The 17,197-nt window shown below is 71.9% G+C and carries 14 protein-coding genes and 2 pseudogenes; 9 read left to right on the top strand and 7 right to left on the bottom strand.

Going from position 1 to position 17,197, the window contains the following annotated elements:
• The first annotated feature begins 1 nt into the window (after nt 1).
• A complete protein-coding gene (locus ACFZAT_RS21735) occupies nt 2-583 on the top strand; it encodes a helix-turn-helix domain-containing protein (RefSeq protein WP_391265884.1) in 582 nt (193 codons plus the stop codon).
• Between the two features lie 3 nt (nt 584-586).
• Here ACFZAT_RS21735 and ACFZAT_RS21730 read toward each other — a convergent pair whose 3' ends face one another.
• From ACFZAT_RS21730 to ACFZAT_RS21720, 3 genes are all read right to left on the bottom strand, one after another.
• Nucleotides 587-1,177, bottom strand: a complete 591-nt coding sequence (locus ACFZAT_RS21730) for an N-acetylmuramoyl-L-alanine amidase (RefSeq protein ID WP_391265883.1) — start codon at nt 1,175-1,177, stop codon at nt 587-589.
• A gap of 215 nt (nt 1,178-1,392) precedes the next feature.
• Nucleotides 1,393-2,730: an SWF or SNF family helicase gene (locus ACFZAT_RS21725; RefSeq protein ID WP_391265882.1), complete on the bottom strand. Its 1,338-nt coding sequence runs from the start codon at nt 2,728-2,730 to the stop codon at nt 1,393-1,395.
• Complete coding sequence (locus tag ACFZAT_RS21720) at nt 2,727-5,597, bottom strand: SNF2-related protein (RefSeq protein ID WP_391265881.1); 2,871 nt, start codon at nt 5,595-5,597, stop codon at nt 2,727-2,729. The genes ACFZAT_RS21725 and ACFZAT_RS21720 overlap by 4 nt, the downstream gene beginning before the upstream one ends.
• 252 nt (nt 5,598-5,849) lie before the next feature.
• On the opposite strand from ACFZAT_RS21720, the gene ACFZAT_RS21715 reads away from it, so the two are divergent.
• The 3 genes and pseudogenes from ACFZAT_RS21715 to ACFZAT_RS21705 form a co-directional block, all read left to right on the top strand.
• Entirely contained in the window at nt 5,850-6,893 is a 1,044-nt protein-coding gene (locus ACFZAT_RS21715; protein ID WP_391265879.1) for a fatty acid desaturase, read from the top strand.
• Nucleotides 6,894-6,996: 103 nt separating this feature from the next.
• Nucleotides 6,997-7,179 (top strand): hypothetical protein, encoded by a 183-nt coding sequence (locus ACFZAT_RS21710; protein ID WP_018523268.1) that lies wholly within the window; start codon nt 6,997-6,999, stop codon nt 7,177-7,179.
• A gap of 40 nt (nt 7,180-7,219) precedes the next feature.
• Nucleotides 7,220-7,744, top strand: a pseudogene (locus ACFZAT_RS21705) (MOSC domain-containing protein); the annotation flags it as partial.
• Nucleotides 7,745-7,803: 59 nt separating this feature from the next.
• Here the strand turns inward: ACFZAT_RS21705 and ACFZAT_RS21700 are convergent.
• Entirely contained in the window at nt 7,804-8,691 is an 888-nt protein-coding gene (locus tag ACFZAT_RS21700; RefSeq protein ID WP_391266061.1) for a hypothetical protein, read from the bottom strand.
• A 117-nt stretch (nt 8,692-8,808) separates the two neighbouring features.
• Nucleotides 8,809-9,117: a hypothetical protein gene (locus ACFZAT_RS21695; RefSeq protein ID WP_391265878.1), complete on the bottom strand. Its 309-nt coding sequence runs from the start codon at nt 9,115-9,117 to the stop codon at nt 8,809-8,811.
• A gap of 110 nt (nt 9,118-9,227) precedes the next feature.
• Between ACFZAT_RS21695 and ACFZAT_RS21690 the strand changes: the two genes are divergently transcribed.
• Nucleotides 9,228-10,130 (top strand): oxygenase MpaB family protein, encoded by a 903-nt coding sequence (locus tag ACFZAT_RS21690; protein ID WP_391265877.1) that lies wholly within the window; start codon nt 9,228-9,230, stop codon nt 10,128-10,130.
• Here the strand turns inward: ACFZAT_RS21690 and ACFZAT_RS21685 are convergent.
• Nucleotides 10,127-10,645, bottom strand: a complete 519-nt coding sequence (locus tag ACFZAT_RS21685; RefSeq protein WP_391265875.1) for a MarR family transcriptional regulator — start codon at nt 10,643-10,645, stop codon at nt 10,127-10,129. The genes ACFZAT_RS21690 and ACFZAT_RS21685 overlap by 4 nt on opposite strands.
• A 91-nt stretch (nt 10,646-10,736) precedes the next feature.
• On the opposite strand from ACFZAT_RS21685, the gene ACFZAT_RS21680 reads away from it, so the two are divergent.
• A complete protein-coding gene (locus ACFZAT_RS21680; protein WP_391265873.1) occupies nt 10,737-12,848 on the top strand; it encodes an MMPL family transporter in 2,112 nt (703 codons plus the stop codon).
• Between the two features lie 66 nt (nt 12,849-12,914).
• Here the strand turns inward: ACFZAT_RS21680 and ACFZAT_RS21675 are convergent, their stop codons facing one another.
• The gene (locus ACFZAT_RS21675) at nt 12,915-13,490 is read right to left on the bottom strand and encodes a TerD family protein (protein WP_391265871.1); all 576 of its coding nucleotides are present in this window, start codon (nt 13,488-13,490) and stop codon (nt 12,915-12,917) included.
• A 445-nt stretch (nt 13,491-13,935) separates the two neighbouring features.
• On the opposite strand from ACFZAT_RS21675, the gene ACFZAT_RS21670 reads away from it, so the two are divergent.
• The 3 genes and pseudogenes from ACFZAT_RS21670 to ACFZAT_RS21660 all read left to right on the top strand — a co-directional run bounded on the left by ACFZAT_RS21670 (nt 13,936) and on the right by ACFZAT_RS21660 (nt 17,187).
• Nucleotides 13,936-15,336, top strand: a complete 1,401-nt coding sequence (locus ACFZAT_RS21670; protein WP_391265870.1) for an LCP family protein — start codon at nt 13,936-13,938, stop codon at nt 15,334-15,336.
• Between the two features lie 118 nt (nt 15,337-15,454).
• Nucleotides 15,455-15,868: a roadblock/LC7 domain-containing protein gene (locus ACFZAT_RS21665; protein WP_391265869.1), complete on the top strand. Its 414-nt coding sequence runs from the start codon at nt 15,455-15,457 to the stop codon at nt 15,866-15,868.
• Between the two features lie 182 nt (nt 15,869-16,050).
• Nucleotides 16,051-17,187 (top strand): annotated as a pseudogene (locus ACFZAT_RS21660) (DUF6397 family protein).
• Nucleotides 17,188-17,197: the final 10 nt, after the last annotated feature.

The raw sequence follows: 17,197 nt of genomic DNA, 5'->3' as shown, positions 1-17,197 counted from the left end.
GATGGGGCTGAACGAGGACGTGGGGCGCAGGCTGCGGGCCCTGCGGCACGGCATGGACGTGTCGCTCTCGGAGCTCTCGCGGCGCTCCGGGGTCGGCAAGGGCACGCTCTCGGAGCTGGAGAGCGGCCGCCGCAACCCCACCCTGGAGACCCTGTACGCCCTCACCACCGCCCTCGGTCGCCCCCTGAGCGCGGTACTGAGCGACCCGCTGCCGGACGGCGCCCCCGTCGAGCGGCGGGCGGGTGTCTCCGGCAGCGCCGTCACCGCCGTGCTGATCGAGCGGTACGAGGACGGGGAAGCGGTCACCGATGTGTTCCGGGTGACCATTCGCGCCGGGGCGGTCCAGGAGTCGGAGGCCCACGTGCCGGGTACGTCCGAGAGCCTGATGGTCCTCGCGGGCACCGCCGTCGTCGGGCGCCCGGATGACCTCAGCACCGTCGGGCCCGGGGCCTCTGCCCGGTGGCGGGCCGATGTGCCGCACGTCTACGGCGCGCCCGACGGCGATGTGCAGGGAATCCTCTTCGTGCGCTGTCCGGTCACGGGGGGAGAGGCGGGGCTGCAACCGCCCCTCCCGCCGGAGTGATGGTCAGCTCGCGCCGAGAAGATTGACCAGGCGGATGTAGCGCACCCAGTCCCAGTGCGGACCCGGGTCGGTGTGGTCGGTGCCGGGGACCTCGACGTGCCCGAGGATGTGGGCCCGGTCCTTGGGAATGTTGTGACGGTTGCAGATATTCGCCGTGAGCAGCGCCGACTGCTCGTACAGGGAGTCGGTGAAGTACGCGGGCTGGTCCACCCACCCCTCGTGCTCGATGCCGATGCTGCGGGTGTTGTAGTCCCAGTTCCCCGCGTGCCAGGCGATGTCCTTCTCCCGCACCATCTGGTTGACGTACCCGTCGCCCGAACGCACCACATAGTGCGCGGAGACCTGCTTCGCCGGGTTCTGGAAGATGGACACCGTCTTGGAGAAAGTCTCCTGGGTGACATGGATGATGACGTACTGCACGGGGTACGCCGAAGGGCGCGAAGACGCCGTGTAGTTGGACGTCGAAGCGGGAACCCACTGCGCCGCCGGATAGTCCGTGGTACCCGTCGTCGCGGCGGCGGCGCGGACGGAGGCGGGCAGCAGCGCTCCCGCCGCCGCGACCGCGGCGCCCTGGAGGATTCTTCTGCGTTCCATGCGAACTCCTGTGGGGGTGAGACGGGCAGGGATACGGAAGGTGCGGCGCCGGGCGCGGGTACCGGCCGGCCCGTCCGCTCACCGGAACGTGCTGTCCGATGTACGGCCGAGCCGAGTGCGGGCCCCACCGTACGGGTGACACGCATGTCACGGAAGACGGCCGGTACCCCAAATCCTGTCCATACACGGGGTGTTCGGGCGCAGCCGACGCGCCGTCAGACGCCCTGTGCCTCCGCCCAGGCGGCTGCCGGATCATCGTCGGACGGACCCGCCGGGAACCACTGACCGTTCTCCTTCCGGTACGGATACCAGCGCCCGTCCGGCCCGTAGCGGAGCTGGAGGCCGCCGTCCGCCGACGTCCAGCGGTTGCGCTCGGCCCGCAGCCCGGGCGCCTCGTCCTCCTCCCACGCCTCGGCCAGCCGGGTCCTGGCCCGGGCCAACGCCTCGCCGTCCAGGGACCGGTCCTCGTCCAGCACGGCGAGCGCGGTCGCCCCACCGTACCGCCAGGCCGCGACCGCGGCGGGGAGCCCGGCGCGCGTCTTCCCCGCGCCGCTCGCCAATCGGTGGAGGATCCACGGCTCCGGGCGCCCGTCGGCGGCCAGCCTGACCGCGTCCTGGCGCACCGTCAGCACCTCGGGTACCGGCCGCCCCTCATGACCGGGCGCCAGGGCGTCGGCGAGCATCCGGTGCGCCCGGGCGGCCGCGTCCCGCACGAGCATCTCCAGCGCGGTCGGGTCCACCCCCGCCTCGGGGTCCGTCTCCGTGTCGAGCGAGGGGGCGGCGCCCGGCTCCCCGGGAAGCTCCGGAGGCGCCGGCAGAGCGGGCAGGATGGAGCCCGCGGCATACGCCTGATCCGCCGGTACGCCGGACCCACCCGGCTCCGGCGCCCGCTGCTCGGCCCCGGCCGTGAACTCCGGCGCCCCGGCCGTCGCCGCGATCCGCTCCTGGAGCCCGTCCAGCAGTATCCGCTCGCCGCGTCCCCGCATCAGCAGCAGCACGAACGGGTCCTGGTCCAGGAGCCGCGCCACCTGGTAACAGAGGGCGGCGGTGTGCAGACAGTGGTCCCACGCCTCACAGGAGCACCGCGGCTCCAGGTCACCGATGCCCGGGAGCAGATCCATGCCGGCCGCCGCGGCGTCCTCCACCAGGTGCGGCGGCATCTCCCGGTCGAGCAGCGCGGCGATGTGCCCCGTCCGCTCGGTCGCCATGTCCAGGAACCGGTCCCACTCCAGCTCGTCCAGCTCCTGGAGCAGCACATCGCTGCGATACGTGCTCCCGTCCCGCTCACGCACCACCGCCGTGATCCGGCCGGGCCGCACGGACACGGCACCGACCCCGCCCTCCCGGGCCACGCGCCGCCCCGCCTTCAGCTGCCGCAAGTCCAGAGCGGTGTCCTCCAGCGCCTTGAGCCACGCCTTTCCCCACCAGGAAGCGGCGAAACCGCGCCCCGGGGCCGGAGGCAGGGCGGCGAAGGTGCGTTCCTGCCCGGCCACCCCGTCCTCCCGCCCGTCGCCGCCCTCGGCGAACTCCTCGTTCTCGTATCCGTCCCTCATCGCGTCCCCCCTCGAAGCGCCACCAGATCGGCCAGCTCCGCGTCGCTGAGCTCGGTCAGCGCGCTCTCACCGGACCCCAGCACCGCGTCGGCCAGCCCCTGCTTGCGGGCGAGCATGTCCGCGATCCGGTCCTCGATCGTCCCCTCGGCGATCAGCCGGTGGACCTGCACCGGCTGCGTCTGCCCGATCCGGTACGCACGATCGGTGGCCTGTGCCTCGACCGCCGGGTTCCACCAGCGGTCGAAGTGCACCACATGACCGGCCCTCGTCAGATTGAGCCCCGTGCCCGCGGCCTTCAGCGACAACAGGAACACCGGCGCCTCGCCCGCCTGGAACCGGTTCACCATCGCCTCCCGCGCGGCCACCGGTGTGCCGCCGTGCAGGAACTGCGTGCCGATACCGCGCGCCGCCAGATGCCGTTCGAGGAGCCGGGCCATTCCGACGTACTGGGTGAACACCAGGACCCCGGCCCCCTCCGCCACGATGGTGTCCAGGAGTTCGTCCAGCAGTTCCAGCTTGCCCGAGCGTCCGGCGATGCGTGGCTCGTCCTCCTTGAGGTACTGCGCCGGGTGGTTGCAGATCTGCTTGAGCGAGGTCAGCAGCTTCACCACCAGACCGCGCCTGGCCATGCCGTCGGCCTCCGCGATCGCCGCCAGCGTCTCCCGTACCACCGCCTCGTACAGACCCGCCTGTTCGGGCGTCAGCGACACCGCCCGGTCCGTCTCCGTCTTCGGCGGCAGCTCCGGCGCGATACCGGGATCCGACTTGCGCCGGCGCAGCAGGAAGGGCCGCACCAGCGCGCCCAGCCGCTCCGCCGCCGCCGGGTCCCCGCCCTCCACCGCCCGCGCGTACCGGGTGCGGAACGTGCCGAGCCGGCCCAGCAGCCCCGGCGTCGTCCAGTCGAGGATCGCCCACAGCTCGGAGAGGTTGTTCTCCACCGGGGTGCCGGTCAGCGCCACCCGCGCCCCGGCGCCGATGGTGCGCAGCGCGCGGGCCGTCGCCGAGTACGGGTTCTTCACATGCTGCGCCTCGTCCGCGACGACCATGCCCCACCGGGCCGAGGCGAGCCTCGGGGCGTCCAGCCGCATCGTCCCGTACGTCGTGAGCACGAACCCGTCCGCCGCCAGGTCCTCCAGGGTGCGGGACGCGCCGTGGAAGCGGCGGACCGGGACACCTGGGGCGAACTTCTCGATCTCGCGCTGCCAGTTGCCCATCAGCGAGGTCGGGCAGACCACGAGCGTGGGCCCCGCACCGCCCTCCAGGGTCTGGCGGTGCAGGTGCAGTGCGATCAGGGTGATCGTCTTGCCGAGGCCCATGTCGTCGGCGAGGCAGCCGCCGAGCCCGAGCGAGGTCATGGTGTGCAGCCAGTTCAGGCCCCGGAGCTGATAGTCCCGCAGAGTCGCGGTGAGCGCGTCCGGCTGACCGACCGCCGGCTCCCCGTCCTGCCGGGCCGGGTCGGCGACGCGCTCACGCAGCCGTTCCAGCCAGCCGGTGGCCCGGACCTCGACCCGCCGGCCGTCCATCTCGGCGGAACCGGTCAGCGCCGCGCCCAGCGCGTCGATCGGGGTGACCTTGCGGTCCTGCGTCTCCCGGGCCCGCCGCGCCTCGTCCGGGTCGATGAGCACCCACTGGTCGCGCAGCCGCACCAGCGGCCGGCCCGCCTCGGCCAGCCGGTCCAGCTCCTCGCGGCTGAGCTGCTGGTCGCCGAGGGCGAACCACCAGTTGAAGGTCAGCAGCGCGTCGGACGACAGCAGCGGCGCGGCGTCCGACGCGGTGCGCCCGAGCCCCCGGGGCGCGCCGCCGTCCGCCTCCTCGCCGTCCGGTCCGATCACCGCGCGCGCCGTGAGCTTGCGGGCGCTCAGCTCCTTGGGCCAGTGCACCTGGACGCCCGTCGCGGCAAGCGCCCGCGCGGCGGGGCCGAGGAGGTCGGTGATCTCCTCGTCGGCGGGGTCCACCGCGTCGGGCACGGCCGCCGAGAGCAGCGGGGTGAGGGTCGGCCAGGCGCGGGCTGCCCGGCGCAGCATCAGCAGGGTGTCCATCCGGGCGCGCGGTCCGAACGCCTCCGCGGCCGGGCCGCCGCCCGCCCACACCTCGGCGGCATCGGCCACCACGGCCGGGTCGCTGACGCTGTGGATCTGCGGCACCACGCGGAACGAAGGCCCCTCGGCCCCGTCCAGCCCCCTGACCTCCACGCGCAACGACAGCCGTACGCCCGCGTCATGTCCCGCCGCCACATCGGCGGCCCAGGCCCGGTGGCCGGGCAGACGCTGCGGCTCCCACGCGGTGAACGCCGGCCCGCCCGCGGCGAGCGGTGCGGCGGGTGACCGGGGCAGGGAGTCGGCGACCGCGTCGAGGAACGCCCGCACCAGGCACTCCGGTTCGGGCAGGAGCAGCGGTCGGGCCGCCGCGTCGACGGGCACGGCGTGGGCGGTGGGCGGCATGGAGGCGGCCAGCGTACGGACGCGCATCAGGTCGTCCGGGGTGAGCGGCCCGGACCGCCAGCTGTCGTGGTCCGTGGCGCTCAGCCCCGGAAGGAGGAGGCCCCGGGCGGCGAACTGGAGGGCGAGCAGCCCCGCCGCACCCCAGAACGCCACCGCCGCGGAGGCGTGCGCCGCCGACCGCGCACGGGTGAGCACGGGCAGCCCGTCCGCGACGGACAGGAGGCGCGCCGGGACCTCGTACGGCAGGGCGTCGGGGCCCGCGACCGTCAGCGTGCCGGGCTCGCCGGGGCCTTCGGGCGGGCTGCTGCCGTCGGGGTGCCAGAAGGCGAGGCGGCCGGTGCGGGACGGGTCCGAGGGCAGGAAGACCACGGAACAGCCGGCGAACGCGGAGATTGCGGAGAGGGAAGCGGAGGAAGGGCTGTGCACAGCGATGTCAGAGTCCTCAAATTTGACTAGCCGACCGAGGTCGCCGAGGGTACCTCAACTTCCGCACCTCGGGGCCGCTGCTTCATGTGAGGTGTGCCACGTAGTGGCACGGGTGCGGGCCCCGGTGCGGTCGGCCCCCCGTCCGGGGCTGGTGCTGGCCCCACCATGCCCTTTGGTGGTGGCGCCATGGCTCTGAGTAACCACCGAACCGTACGTTTCTGGGGTCGGAGCGGAATCGAGACCGGAGACATCATGCCCCAGGCCATTCCTGCCGCAGCGGAACGAACGCGTGACGGCGCCCGAAGCCCAGGAAGCGACTTCGCGCCGCTGCTGCGAGACGCCAAGGCGCAAGGACTCCTCGAACGGCGCACCGGCTGGTACGCGGTTGGAATCACCGTCAACCTGCTCGCCCTGGCGGCCGTGGCCACCGGCATCGTCCTCCTGGGCAACACCTGGTGGGTGCTGCCGCTCGCCCTGCCCCTGGCGCTCCTGTGGGCCCGTACCGCATTCGTGGGACACGACGCGGGGCACGCCCAGATATCCACCAACCGCAAGGTCAGCCGTGTGATCGGCCTCCTCCACGGCAACCTGCTGCTCGGCATGAACGAAGCATGGTGGAACGACAAGCACGTACGGCACCACGCCAACCCCAACCACATCGACAAGGACCCCGACGTCGGGGTGGGCGCCCTCGTGTGGACCCAGAAGCAGGCCGCGCAGCGCGAAGGGTTCGCCCGCTGGCTCACCCGCAACCAGGCCCGGCTGTTCTTCCCGATGCTGCTCCTCGAAGGTATCGCCCTCAAGATCTCCGGATTCCAGTACCTGAAGCAGCAGTCCCCGCGCGAGCGAACCCTGTCCGCTTTCCTGCTCACCGCGCATCTCGGCCTCTACGCCGCCCTGCTCCTCACCGCCATGTCACCGGGGAAGGCCGTCGTCTTCGCGCTCCTGCACCACGCGCTGTTCGGACTCCACCTCGGCATGGCCTTCGCCCCGAACCACAAGGGCATGGAGATGCCCGACCCCGACGGGGACCGCTGGGACCACCTCCGGCGCCAGGTCCTCACCTCGCGCAACGTACGCGGAGCGGTCCTCACCGACTGGTTCCTCGGCGGCCTCAACTACCAGATCGAGCACCACCTCTTCCCGAGCATGCCCCGGCCGCACCTGCGCCTGGTCCAGCCCCTGGTCAGGGCCCATTGCGAGACCATGGGGCTGCCGTACACGGAGACCGGACTCGTCGAGTCCTATCGGCAGGCGCTCACCCATATGCACGAGGTCGGTGCGCCGCTGCGGTGACCGGGCGCTGTGCGAGTGACGGAACGGGCACCAGGAACCGATGAGGGCGCGCGGACGTTCTCACCATCAGAGGCGGCCACGGGTCGCGGAGGAGGTACGGACGATGTCGAACAGCGCCAAGGTTGCCATCGGGGGAGTCGTCGTCGCGGTCGTCCTGATGCCGTTCATCGGGTTCTGGCTGTCCCTGCTCGTGCTCGTCGGCGTTCCCGCGCTCGCGTATCTCGCCCTGGACCCCGGCCAGCGCCGACGGCTCCGTAGGATCACGCGCAAGGAGATCGGCCGCTGAGGGCCGTCCGCTGAGAGGGGTATCCGCCGTGAGTGGCACCGTGACCGCTGTCAGCAGGAGCGAGACCTACAGCTTCACCAAGCCCAACCACGAGAGCGTCACTCTGCTCGCCGGCCTCGGCGTGGAGGGCGATGTGCACGCGGGGGTCACGGTCAAGCACCGCTCCAGGGTCGCCCAGGACCCCACGCAGCCGAATCTGCGCCAGGTGCACCTCATCCACGAGGAACTGTTCGAAGAGGTCCGGGCGCTGGGCTTCGAGGTGGCGCCCGGGGACATCGGCGAGAACATCACGACCCGGGGCATCGATCTGCTGGCCCTGCCCGTCGGCACCCTGCTGCACCTCGGTGACGAGGCGGTCGTCGAGGTGACCGGACTGCGCAATCCGTGCATGCAGATCGACACCTTCCAGGGCGGCCTCCTCAAGCAGGTCGTCGGCCGCGACGAGGCGGGCAACATCGTCCGCAAGGCCGGCATCATGAGCGTCGTCACCGTCGGCGGCGTGGTCAGGCCCGGAGACCCGGTCGGGATCGAGCTCCCCGCCGAACCGCACCGGCCACTCGAACGCTCTGACCTCGCCCGCCCCCCGAGCCCGTCCGATCCCAGCGGCGGTCATCCCGCCGGCGATCAGGACGGGCGTACGGCTATGGCGTCCAGGGCCTTGAGGAGACCGGGCAGTTCGGGCCCGCGCCTGACCGGCAGGATCTCGCCCGGGACCTCGTCCAGGAGCATGAAGGCGATGTCGTCGGTCCTGGCCACCATCGACCAGCCGGGGCCGTCGGCCCGGATCATCCGGGCGTCCCCGGGCGCGAACGAGGACCGGATGCGGCCCGGGGGCGGCGGATCCTTCAGATAGCCGCGCGCCACGGCCAGCGCCAGCCGGATACCGGGGTGCGGGCCGGGAGTCTGCGGCTGCGGTGCGTCGTCCGGGGCGGAGCCCGTCGCTTCGTCGTCCGGGCCGGTGTCCGCCGCGTCGTCGTCCGAAGCGGAATCCCTCGAGTTGTCCGTGGTGGACTCCGGCGCGTCGTCCATCTGCTCGCGCCAGGCGGCCCACTGCGAGGCGATGGCGTCCGCGCCCATGCGGCGCTGGGCCGGGCCCCACACCTCTGTGTCGGGAGGCGACAGGGGGGCCGGGTCCTCCCCGTCCGGATCGGGTTCCGGGTCGTGCGGGGCCGGCACCCCCGGCGCGGCGACGGCCACGGCGAGCGGCCAGCCGGGCAGCGCGGCGACCACCGAGCCGTCGTCCGGCGACAGGTCGTACTCCATGCCGCAGTCCCACGACGCGATCGCCACCGCCACCAGGGACACGTCGTCCACGACGACGGTCCACCGGGCGCCGTCCGAGTCCTGGCCCAGGACCAGGCCGTAACCCTCGGCGTACGGCTCGAGCCCCAGCGCCGCGCAGGCCGCCGGATAGTCGTCGCCGAGCACACTGGGGAACTGCGCGGGCGTCAGCAGGATCGCGGTCAGCACATACAGCGCGTCCTCGTCGACTGCGTCGTCCGTCCCGGTCACAGTGTTCTCCTCGTCCGTCATGGATTCCGTCGGCGCACCCTAACCAGTGGGTAACCCCGCCGTCGAGGCCCTGACAAGCACGGATGTCCCACGGGGGCGCCCCCGGCCCCACCCGGCTCAGGCGTCGGAGAGGCCGAGCAGCTCCCGCGCCACGACCTGCGGCGATTCGTTCCGTTCACGGGCCAGCGCGATCACCGCCCGACAGGCCAGCTCGCTGACGCCGAAGGAGAGCTGCTCCGGCGACACCCAGCCGCTCGCCTCGTCCATCCGTTCCTCGTCGTCCTCGGCCGAAGCCGCGACGAACACGGCCGCCGCCTCGAAGAGATTGTGCTGCCTGCGACCGGCCGTCGCGGGGGCCGCCGCCGGGCGGCCGGCCCTGCGGCCCGTGGTCACGGCTCTGCGCAGGACACCGAATATCGCGGTCATGGGGAACCCTGCCTTCCGTCAACACGTCAACGCGCGTGCGTCGCGCGTACTCACCGTCTTGCCCCCGGACGTAGGCTGGGACACTCGACCTGGACAAGGGAGACGGTGCGGTGAAGCGTTACGACCGGCTGAGGGAGATCCAACGCCTCGATCCGGAGCGGGACTTCCTGGAGATCTACCGGATCACCGTCACCTACGAGTTCCCCTGGGACGTCACCCGCGCCCTCGAACTCGCCCTCTACCGCACCTATGCCGTCCCCAGCATCGGCCGTCTCCTCGCCGAGACAGCGGAACTGACGGACCGTACGCAGAAGCGGTACGACGACACCGCGCTCCTCCTGGACACTGTCGTCGAGCACGGCTTCGACAGCGATCCGGGGCGCACCGCCCTGCGCCGGATCAACCGGATGCACGGTGCCTACGACATCAGCAACGACGACATGCGCTACGTCCTGTGCACCTTCGTCGTCACCCCGAAACGGTGGCTCGACGCGTACGGCTGGCGCCGGCTCTGCGACCACGAGCTGCGCGCGTTCGCCGCGTACTACAGGACGCTCGGCGCGCGCATGGGAATCAAGGACCTGCCGCAGACGTACGAGGACTTCGAACACACCCTGGACACGTACGAGGACGCGCACTTCGGCTGGGACGCGGGCGCGCGCTCGGTCTCCGACGCCACGCTGGACCTGATGGCCTCCTGGTACCCCCGCCCCCTCGCACCGCTCGTGCGCGGCGCGAGCCTCGCGCTCCTGGACGACTCGCTGCTGAGTGCCTTCCGCTACGAGCGCCCGGCGCCCCTGGCCCGGAGCCTCACCCGGGGTGCGCTGCGGCTGCGCGCACGCGCCGTACGCCTGCTGCCGCCGCGCACCGCACCCCACTACGCCCGGCAGAACCCCGAGATCAAGGGCTACCCCGACGGTTACGAGGTGGCGGCCCTGGGGACGTTCCCCACCCCGGGCGTGCAGGGCTGCCCGGTCCGTGATCTCGCGCAGCCGGAGGCCGACACCCCCTAGGTGGTCCTTTCGTTCGGATCAGTGCGGCGCAGCTGCGCCAGCTCCTCGTTCATCGCCTGCAGGAAGCGGATCACGACACGCAGCTCGTCGTCGGCGAACTGCGTGCGCGCCGCCTCCGTGCCCGTCGCCAGCGGCTTGAAGAAGTCACGGGCCACAGGTTTCGCGGCGGCCGCGTAGTGAAGATGCACCACACGCCGGTCGCTGCTGTCCCGTACCCGCCGGATGTGTCCCGCGCGTTCCAGCCGGTCCAGACACGCGGTGACCGCCCCTGAGGTGAGATTCAGCTGTTCACGCAGCCGCCCCGGTGTCATCGTGTGGCCGCCCTCGCCCCGATCCGCGTCGAGGATGGCGACCAGGGCCTGCATGTCCGTCGGGTGCAGACCCTGTGCCTGGGCGAATTCATGTGCGATGCGGTTGAACTCGCTGTTCATGCGGCGCAGCAGCACAGCGAACGACTGGAGGCTCGTGGGCCCGTCGTCCATGCCTCTGCCCGGGCTCTCGTCTGCGGTGCGCATGCCTCTACAGTAATATCTCTTGATCGTTGAGATAATGAATGACCGAGAGACTTCGGGTCATGTGTGTCATGTGTCGATCCCTGAGGAAGCAATGAAGCCCCCACCGAGGCACCGCATCGTCCGCTGGCTCGTGCCCGTAGCCCTGCTCGTCGTCTGGCTCGGAATCGGCGGGACACTCGGCCCGTACGCCGGAAAGCTCGGCGAGGTGGCGACCAACGACCGGGCGGCGTTCCTGCCGCGCAGCGCCGAGTCGACCCAGGTCGCGGACGAGCAGAAGGCGTTCCAGCGGTCCGGGACCGTGCCCGCGATCGTGGTCTGGACCGGCGACGACGGGGGTCTCCCGGACGGCGCCCGCGCCTCCGCGACCCGTGCGCTCGCCTCCCTGGCCGGGAAGCCCGGCGTGGTCGGCACACCGTCGCCCGCGCTGCCGTCCGAGGACGGCGAGGCCCTGTCGGGCGTCGTGCAGCTGCGCTCCGACCTCGGCGACGAGCTGCCGGACACCCTGGACCGGGTGCGCGGGGCCGCCGGTTCGGTGGCGGGCACGAACGCCGAGATCGCCGGGCCCGCGGCCACCCAGGCCGACCTCAAGGACGCGTTCGCCGGGATCGACGGCCTCCTCCTGGGGGTGGCGCTGGCCGCCGTCCTCGTGATCCTGCTGCTGGTCTACCGCAGCGTGCTGCTGCCCTTCCTGATCATCATCAGCGCGGTCTTCGCCCTCGGGCTGGCCTGCGCCATCGTCTACGTCCTCGCGGACCACGGCGTCGTCCTCGTGGACGGTCAGGTCCAGGGCATCCTGTCGATCCTGGTGATCGGGGCGGCCACCGACTACGCGCTTCTCCTGACCGCGCGTTTCCGGGAGGAGCTGGCGGTCCACGGCGACCGGACGGCAGCCGCCCGCGCGGCCCTCCGCCGCTCCTTCGGCGCCATCGTCGCGAGCGCCGCCACGGTGGCGCTGGGGCTGCTCGCGCTGCTGCTCAGCGACCTGACGAACAACCGGGCCCTGGGGCCCGTCGGCGCGATCGGCATCGTCTGCGCGGTGCTGAGCACGATGACCTTCCTGCCCGCCGTGCTGGTGCTGTGCGGGCGGGCGGCGTACTGGCCGGCCAAGCCGCGCCCCGTGGACGAGGCGACCGGCGGGCACGGGATCTGGCGCCGGGTCGCCGCACGGGTCGACCGGTCCCCGCGCAAGGTGTGGCTCTCCTGCGCGGTCCTCCTGGTCGCCTGCGCCGCGTTCGCCCCCACCTTGAAGTCCCACGGCGTCCCGCTGGACGAGATCTTCGTGAACGACGCCCCTTCCGTCTCCGCCCAGGCCACGCTGAGCAAGCACTTCCCGGGCGGCTCCGGGAACCCGGCCGTCGTCATCGCCGACGCCGACAGCGCCGACGAGGTGACCGCCGCCGCCGAAGCGACGCCCGGGGTGGCCTCAGCCGCCCCTGTCACGGCGTCGGGACGGCCCGGCGGGGGCAAGCCGCTCGTGGTCGACGGCCGGGTCCGCGTCGACGTCACCCTGAAGGACGCGGCGGACAGCGACGGAGCGACGGAGACCGTCAAGCGCCTGCGTACCGCTGTGCATGCCGTACCCGGGGCGGACGCGCTCGTCGGCGGGTACACGGCACAGCAGTACGACACCCAGCGCACGGCCGAGCGCGACCGGAACATCATCGTTCCCGTGGTGCTCGTCATCATCCTGCTGATCCTGATGGGCCTGTTGCGGTCGGTCCTGGTGCCGGTGCTGCTGGTGGCCACGGTCGGTCTCAACTTCCTGGCGACGCTCGGGGTCTCCGCCCTGGTCTTCAAGCACGCCTTCGGCTTCAGCGGTACGGACGCCTCGGTGCCCCTGTACGGATTCGTGTTCCTGGTGGCCCTCGGCGTCGACTACAACATCTTCCTGATGTCGCGGGTCCGGGAGGAGGCGCTGGCGCACGGAGCGCGCAAGGGGATGCTGAGGGGGCTGGTGAGCACCGGAGGCGTCATCACGTCGGCGGGCGTGGTGCTGGCGGCCACCTTCGCCGCGCTGATCGTGATCCCGCTCGCCTTCCTCGCGCAGATCGCGTTCATCGTGGCCTTCGGCGTGCTGCTGGACACGCTGGTGGTGCGGTCGCTGCTGGCGCCCGCGCTGGTCGTGGACATCGGGCCCAGGGCGTGGTGGCCGAGCGCCATCAGCCGCACCGCGCGAGAGAGGGAACCGTCACACTCCGGCTGACGGGAACCCGGACGCGGCCGGCCCGGCCACCGCTGACGCGGAGCCGGGCCGGTGGGGCGGTCACCCTCAGACGTTCACACCGAAGTCCTTCGCAATACCCGCCAGGCCGGAGGCGTACCCCTGGCCGACCGCGCGGAACTTCCACTCGCCGCCGTGCCGGTACAACTCGCCGAACACCATCGCGGTCTCCGTCGAGGCGTCCTCGCTGAGGTCGTACCGGGCGAGCTCGACTCCGTTGGCCTGGTTCACGACGCGGATGAACGCGTTGCGCACCTGGCCGAAACTCTGCCCCCGGCTCTGCGCGTCATGGATGGAGACCGGGAAGACTATCTTCGCGATGTCGGCGGGGACCGCCGACAGGTTCACGTTGATGGACTCGTCGTCGCCGTCGCCCTCACCCGTCAGGTTGTCCCCGGTGTGCTGGACGGAGCCGTCCGGGCTGTTGAGGTTGTTGTAGAAGACGAAGTGCAGGTCGGAGACCACCTTTCCGTGATCCGCGCACAGCAGCGCACTGGCGTCGAGGTCGTAGTCGGCCCCCGTCGTCGTGCGTACGTCCCAGCCCAGGCCGACCGTCACCGCGGTCAGGCCGGGCGCCTCCTTCGACAAGGAGACGTTGCCGCCCTTGGCCAGGGTCACACCCATGAACTTCCTCCAATGATCCCGTGGTTCACCGACCGCGACCCGCACGTTCCAGCCGGCCGCGGTCCGGCCGTCGCCCGGAGCGGACGGCGGCTGTCCCCTCACTCTTCAGGAAACGCGAGGATTTGCCCAGGGCGCGGGTGGCGTCCGGCCCGATTCATCGCACGGCGCGCGGGGAAGGCGCTCTGCGCCCCACCGGCTTCAGGTGTCTTCCGGTCAATGTTTCCGACGGCCCTGTGGGGAGAGGGGATCCGACTGACGATGGTCAGGTCCGGGGGCGCACGAAGCCACCGCACGTCACGACCAGAAAACCGCACAACTGCACGACCGTACGGGCGCCGCCGGGAGGCGGACCCGCGCGGCAGCCGTACGAACGGGGTGGCCCATGGCAAGCAGGAACAGAGCGACAGGGGCGGGGAGGAGGGGGAGCCGGCTGCGGCGGACAGCGGTGTCCGCGCTGTCCTTCCTCGTCCTGCTGGTCGCCGGGGTCGGCTGGGGGTATCTGAAACTGACCGGCAATATCGACACGTTCAGCGCCGATGGCGTCTCCGGCGACCGGCCGCCCGGCTCTTCCGGGGGACAGAACGTCCTCGTCATCGGGTCGGACACCCGCTCGGGCAAGAACAAGGGACTGGGGGGAGCCACCGGTGAGGTCGGCCGCTCGGACACCGTGCTCCTGCTGCATGTATACGCCGATCGCAAGCATGCTGTAGCCGTGTCCGTGCCCCGTGACGCCATGGTCGACATCCCCTCCTGCCGGAAGCCCGACGGGAGTTGGACCGCCCCGCGCCACCACAGTCAGTTCAACGGGGCGTTCTCGGTGGGGGAGACCGTCGAAGGCAATCCGGCCTGCACCCAGAACACCGTCGAGCAACTCACCGGACTGCGCGTCGACCACACCGTCGTCATCGACTTCGCCGGATTCTCCGCGCTGACCTCCGCTGTCGGCGGAGTGCCGGTGTGCCTGCCCAACGACATCTATCAGCGCGACCTCAACCCCAAGCGCACGACCCGGGGCACCCTGGTCTTCGAGAAGGGCCCGCAGACGGTGTCGGGTCAACGCGCCCTCGACTACGTACGGCTGCGGCACGGCATCGGTGACGGTTCCGACATAGGGCGGATCAAGAGGCAGCAGGCATTCGTCGCCTCCCTGGTGAAGAGGGTCAAGTCACGCGGCATGAACCCCACGGCCCTCCTGCCGCTGTCCGATGCCGCCACCGACGCGATGACCGTCGACCCCGGCCTCGGCTCCGCCGACAAGCTGCTCTCCTTCGCCCTCTCGATGAAGAACATCGACCTGCACAACACCAAGTTCGTCACCGTTCCGTGGCGGTACGAGGGCGAGCGCGTCGCCGTCGTGGAGCCGGACGCCGACGCGCTGTGGGCCGCCCTGAAGGCCGACCGCCCCCTGGACGCCAAGGCGGGCGCCGCCGCTTCCCCCAGGGCTTCGCGGTCCCCGGTGCCGGGTGCGGGCATCCAGGTCGCCGTCTACAACGGCACCACGGTGCCCGGACTCGCGGCCAGGGCGGCCGGGCTCCTGCGCGCGCAGGGCTTCACCGTCACCAACACGGCCACCGCGCAGGACCAGAACCGCTCCGCGACCCTCGTCGCGTACGGCCCCGGGCTGCGGGACGAGGCCCGCACCACGGCCGGGCTCTTCCCCGGCGCACGGGTCACCGAGACCGCCGATGCGGGCAGCGGCATCCAGGTCACCGTCGGACAGGACTACGCGGACGGGCCATCCGCCGCACCCGGCGCCGGGTCGGCCACCCCGGAGGTACCGGCCGCGATCGCCGACGAGGCCCGGTCGGCGGACGACGACCCGTGCGAGGACCTCTCCTACGGCTGAACGGAAGTGGCCGCTTACCGACCTGTGCCGGGCGCGGGGTGCTTGCCCGTACGTGACCCGTGCGCAAGGCTTGCTTGCGAGCGAGGCACGGGGAACGCGTGAACGGGGAGGAAACAGAATGGCGATGGACAGGGGACTCGACTGGCTCCTGGACGATCTCACCAAGCGGGTGGCGCACATACGCCACGCCCTGGTGTTGTCGAACGACGGTCTGGTGACCGGTGCGAGCACCGGGCTCGCCCGTGAGGACGCCGAGCACCTGGCGGCCGTCTCGTCGGGGCTGCACAGCCTGGCCCGTGGCTCGGGGCGGCACTTCCGTGCCGGAAAGGCCCGGCAGACCATGGTGGAGTTCGACGAGGCACTGCTCTTCGTGACGGCGGCGGGAGAAGGCAGCTGCCTGTGCGTGCTGAGTGAGGCGGAGTCGGACGTCGGTCAGGTGGCGTACGAGATGACGCTTCTGGTCAACCGAGTGGGACAACACCTCGGCGTGGGCTCACGGCAGGACGGCACCGGGGGAGTCGACCGGCTCTGACGCGCCTGACGCACTCCGGCCGCCGCCGGGCCCGTGGAGTTGTCCACAGGCTCGGCGGCGGTTGACTTCCCCGGACTACTCTGGTCGCAGAGAGTAATCGCTACGTGCGGGGGAGTGACGTCATGGCAACGACGAAGCAGCTGAAGAACATGGTGGGCAGGGTCGACTCGGGGCCCGGAGAGATGCCGGCGCCCGACACCGTGCGTGACGAAACGGGGTGCACGTTCGGCGCGGCCCGCGCTGCTTCGGAGCTCGGCCTGAAGCGCAACGAGTTCGACCTCGCCGTGTATCTGGGGGCGGTCCGCGTGACGGCCGGACCGGACGGCCGGCACAGGACCGACCAGGAGGAGATCGAGCGCGTACGGGCCCAGGACGGCTTCCCCGGCGTTCTGCGCGAACGGGTGCGCACGGTGGGGACCGCCGAGGGGGCCCAGCTGCTCGGGATCAGCCCGGTCCGGTTCACCCGGCTCGCCCGGGCCGGGTGCCTGACCCCCGTCGCCTTCTACCTCAACCGGTATCGGGCGGTGGTGTGGGTCTATCTGGCCCAGGAGCTCGAAGCGCTGGCCTCCCGATCGCCGGAGCTGTTGGTGGGCAACAGTCCGCCCTGGATGCGCGGCCGGCTGGACACCGGCGCCGACTGGCGGCCGCGCAACTGGCGTTCCCGACGGATCGAGCGTCTGCTCGCCCTCACCGACGACCCATGGGTGCGCGCCGCGATCGTCGCCCAGGGCCTGGATCCGGTCCAGCTGGCGGAGGTGGTGGACGACCCCTACGAGTGAGCCCACTTCTCCAGGGTCAGGCCGGAGGCGGTGTTCGGGCGGCGAGGATCGGTGGCTGGCCGCGAGGCGATGGAGCGGCTGATGACCGCCGACGAACCGGACGAGATCCTGTGGCGCAGGATCAGCCTGATCACGGAGCTGGACGCCGCCAGGGAGGCGCGTCCGGCACCACGACCGGGGGATGCGGCGGACGGGGCGCTTTCCGGTTCGGCCGTCTCGGTGCGGCCCTGTGTGCCGAGCGGGGCGGCGCTGCCGGCCGAGTCCGTCGAGCCCGGACCTGAGCCTGCCGGGTTCGGACCTGAGCTTCCCGCGCCCGGACACGAGGCTTCAGGGCCGGCGGCCACCCCTGCCCGGCACGCCCGGGCCGGGGGCTCCCCGGGGTTGCTGGCCCGGCTGCGGGGGCGTGCGGTACGCGGGTGGGGGCTCCGTCGGCCCCGGCCCGGCGGGCCGCCGCGCAGGGTGCGGCCGGGCCGGCGCCGGAGGGCGGGGAGCCGGGTCGGTGCGCACGTGGAGCGGGGTGCTCCGGATAACCGCTGGTGATCGCGGGTCC

This window comes from Streptomyces sp. NPDC008163 (assembly GCF_042956885.1).
Taxonomy (GTDB): Bacteria; Actinomycetota; Actinomycetes; order Streptomycetales; family Streptomycetaceae; genus Streptomyces; species Streptomyces drozdowiczii_A.
Note: the sequence above shows the minus strand (reverse complement) of the source record. Positions and strands in the feature narration are given on the sequence as shown.

What these genes read in the sequence shown, in the direction of transcription:
- ACFZAT_RS21735 (WP_391265884.1), top strand. Translation starts at nt 2, where the DNA reads ATGGGGCTGAACGAGGACGTGGGGCGCAGGCTGCGGGCCCTGCGGCAC.
- ACFZAT_RS21730 (WP_391265883.1), bottom strand. Translation starts at nt 1,177, where the DNA reads ATGGAACGCAGAAGAATCCTCCAGGGCGCCGCGGTCGCGGCGGCGGGA.
- ACFZAT_RS21725 (WP_391265882.1), bottom strand. Translation starts at nt 2,730, where the DNA reads ATGAGGGACGGATACGAGAACGAGGAGTTCGCCGAGGGCGGCGACGGG.
- ACFZAT_RS21715 (WP_391265879.1), top strand. Translation starts at nt 5,850, where the DNA reads ATGCCCCAGGCCATTCCTGCCGCAGCGGAACGAACGCGTGACGGCGCC.
- ACFZAT_RS21710 (WP_018523268.1), top strand. Translation starts at nt 6,997, where the DNA reads ATGTCGAACAGCGCCAAGGTTGCCATCGGGGGAGTCGTCGTCGCGGTC.
- ACFZAT_RS21695 (WP_391265878.1), bottom strand. Translation starts at nt 9,117, where the DNA reads ATGACCGCGATATTCGGTGTCCTGCGCAGAGCCGTGACCACGGGCCGC.
- ACFZAT_RS21685 (WP_391265875.1), bottom strand. Translation starts at nt 10,645, where the DNA reads ATGCGCACCGCAGACGAGAGCCCGGGCAGAGGCATGGACGACGGGCCC.
- ACFZAT_RS21680 (WP_391265873.1), top strand. Translation starts at nt 10,737, where the DNA reads ATGAAGCCCCCACCGAGGCACCGCATCGTCCGCTGGCTCGTGCCCGTA.
- ACFZAT_RS21675 (WP_391265871.1), bottom strand. Translation starts at nt 13,490, where the DNA reads ATGGGTGTGACCCTGGCCAAGGGCGGCAACGTCTCCTTGTCGAAGGAG.
- ACFZAT_RS21665 (WP_391265869.1), top strand. Translation starts at nt 15,455, where the DNA reads ATGGCGATGGACAGGGGACTCGACTGGCTCCTGGACGATCTCACCAAG.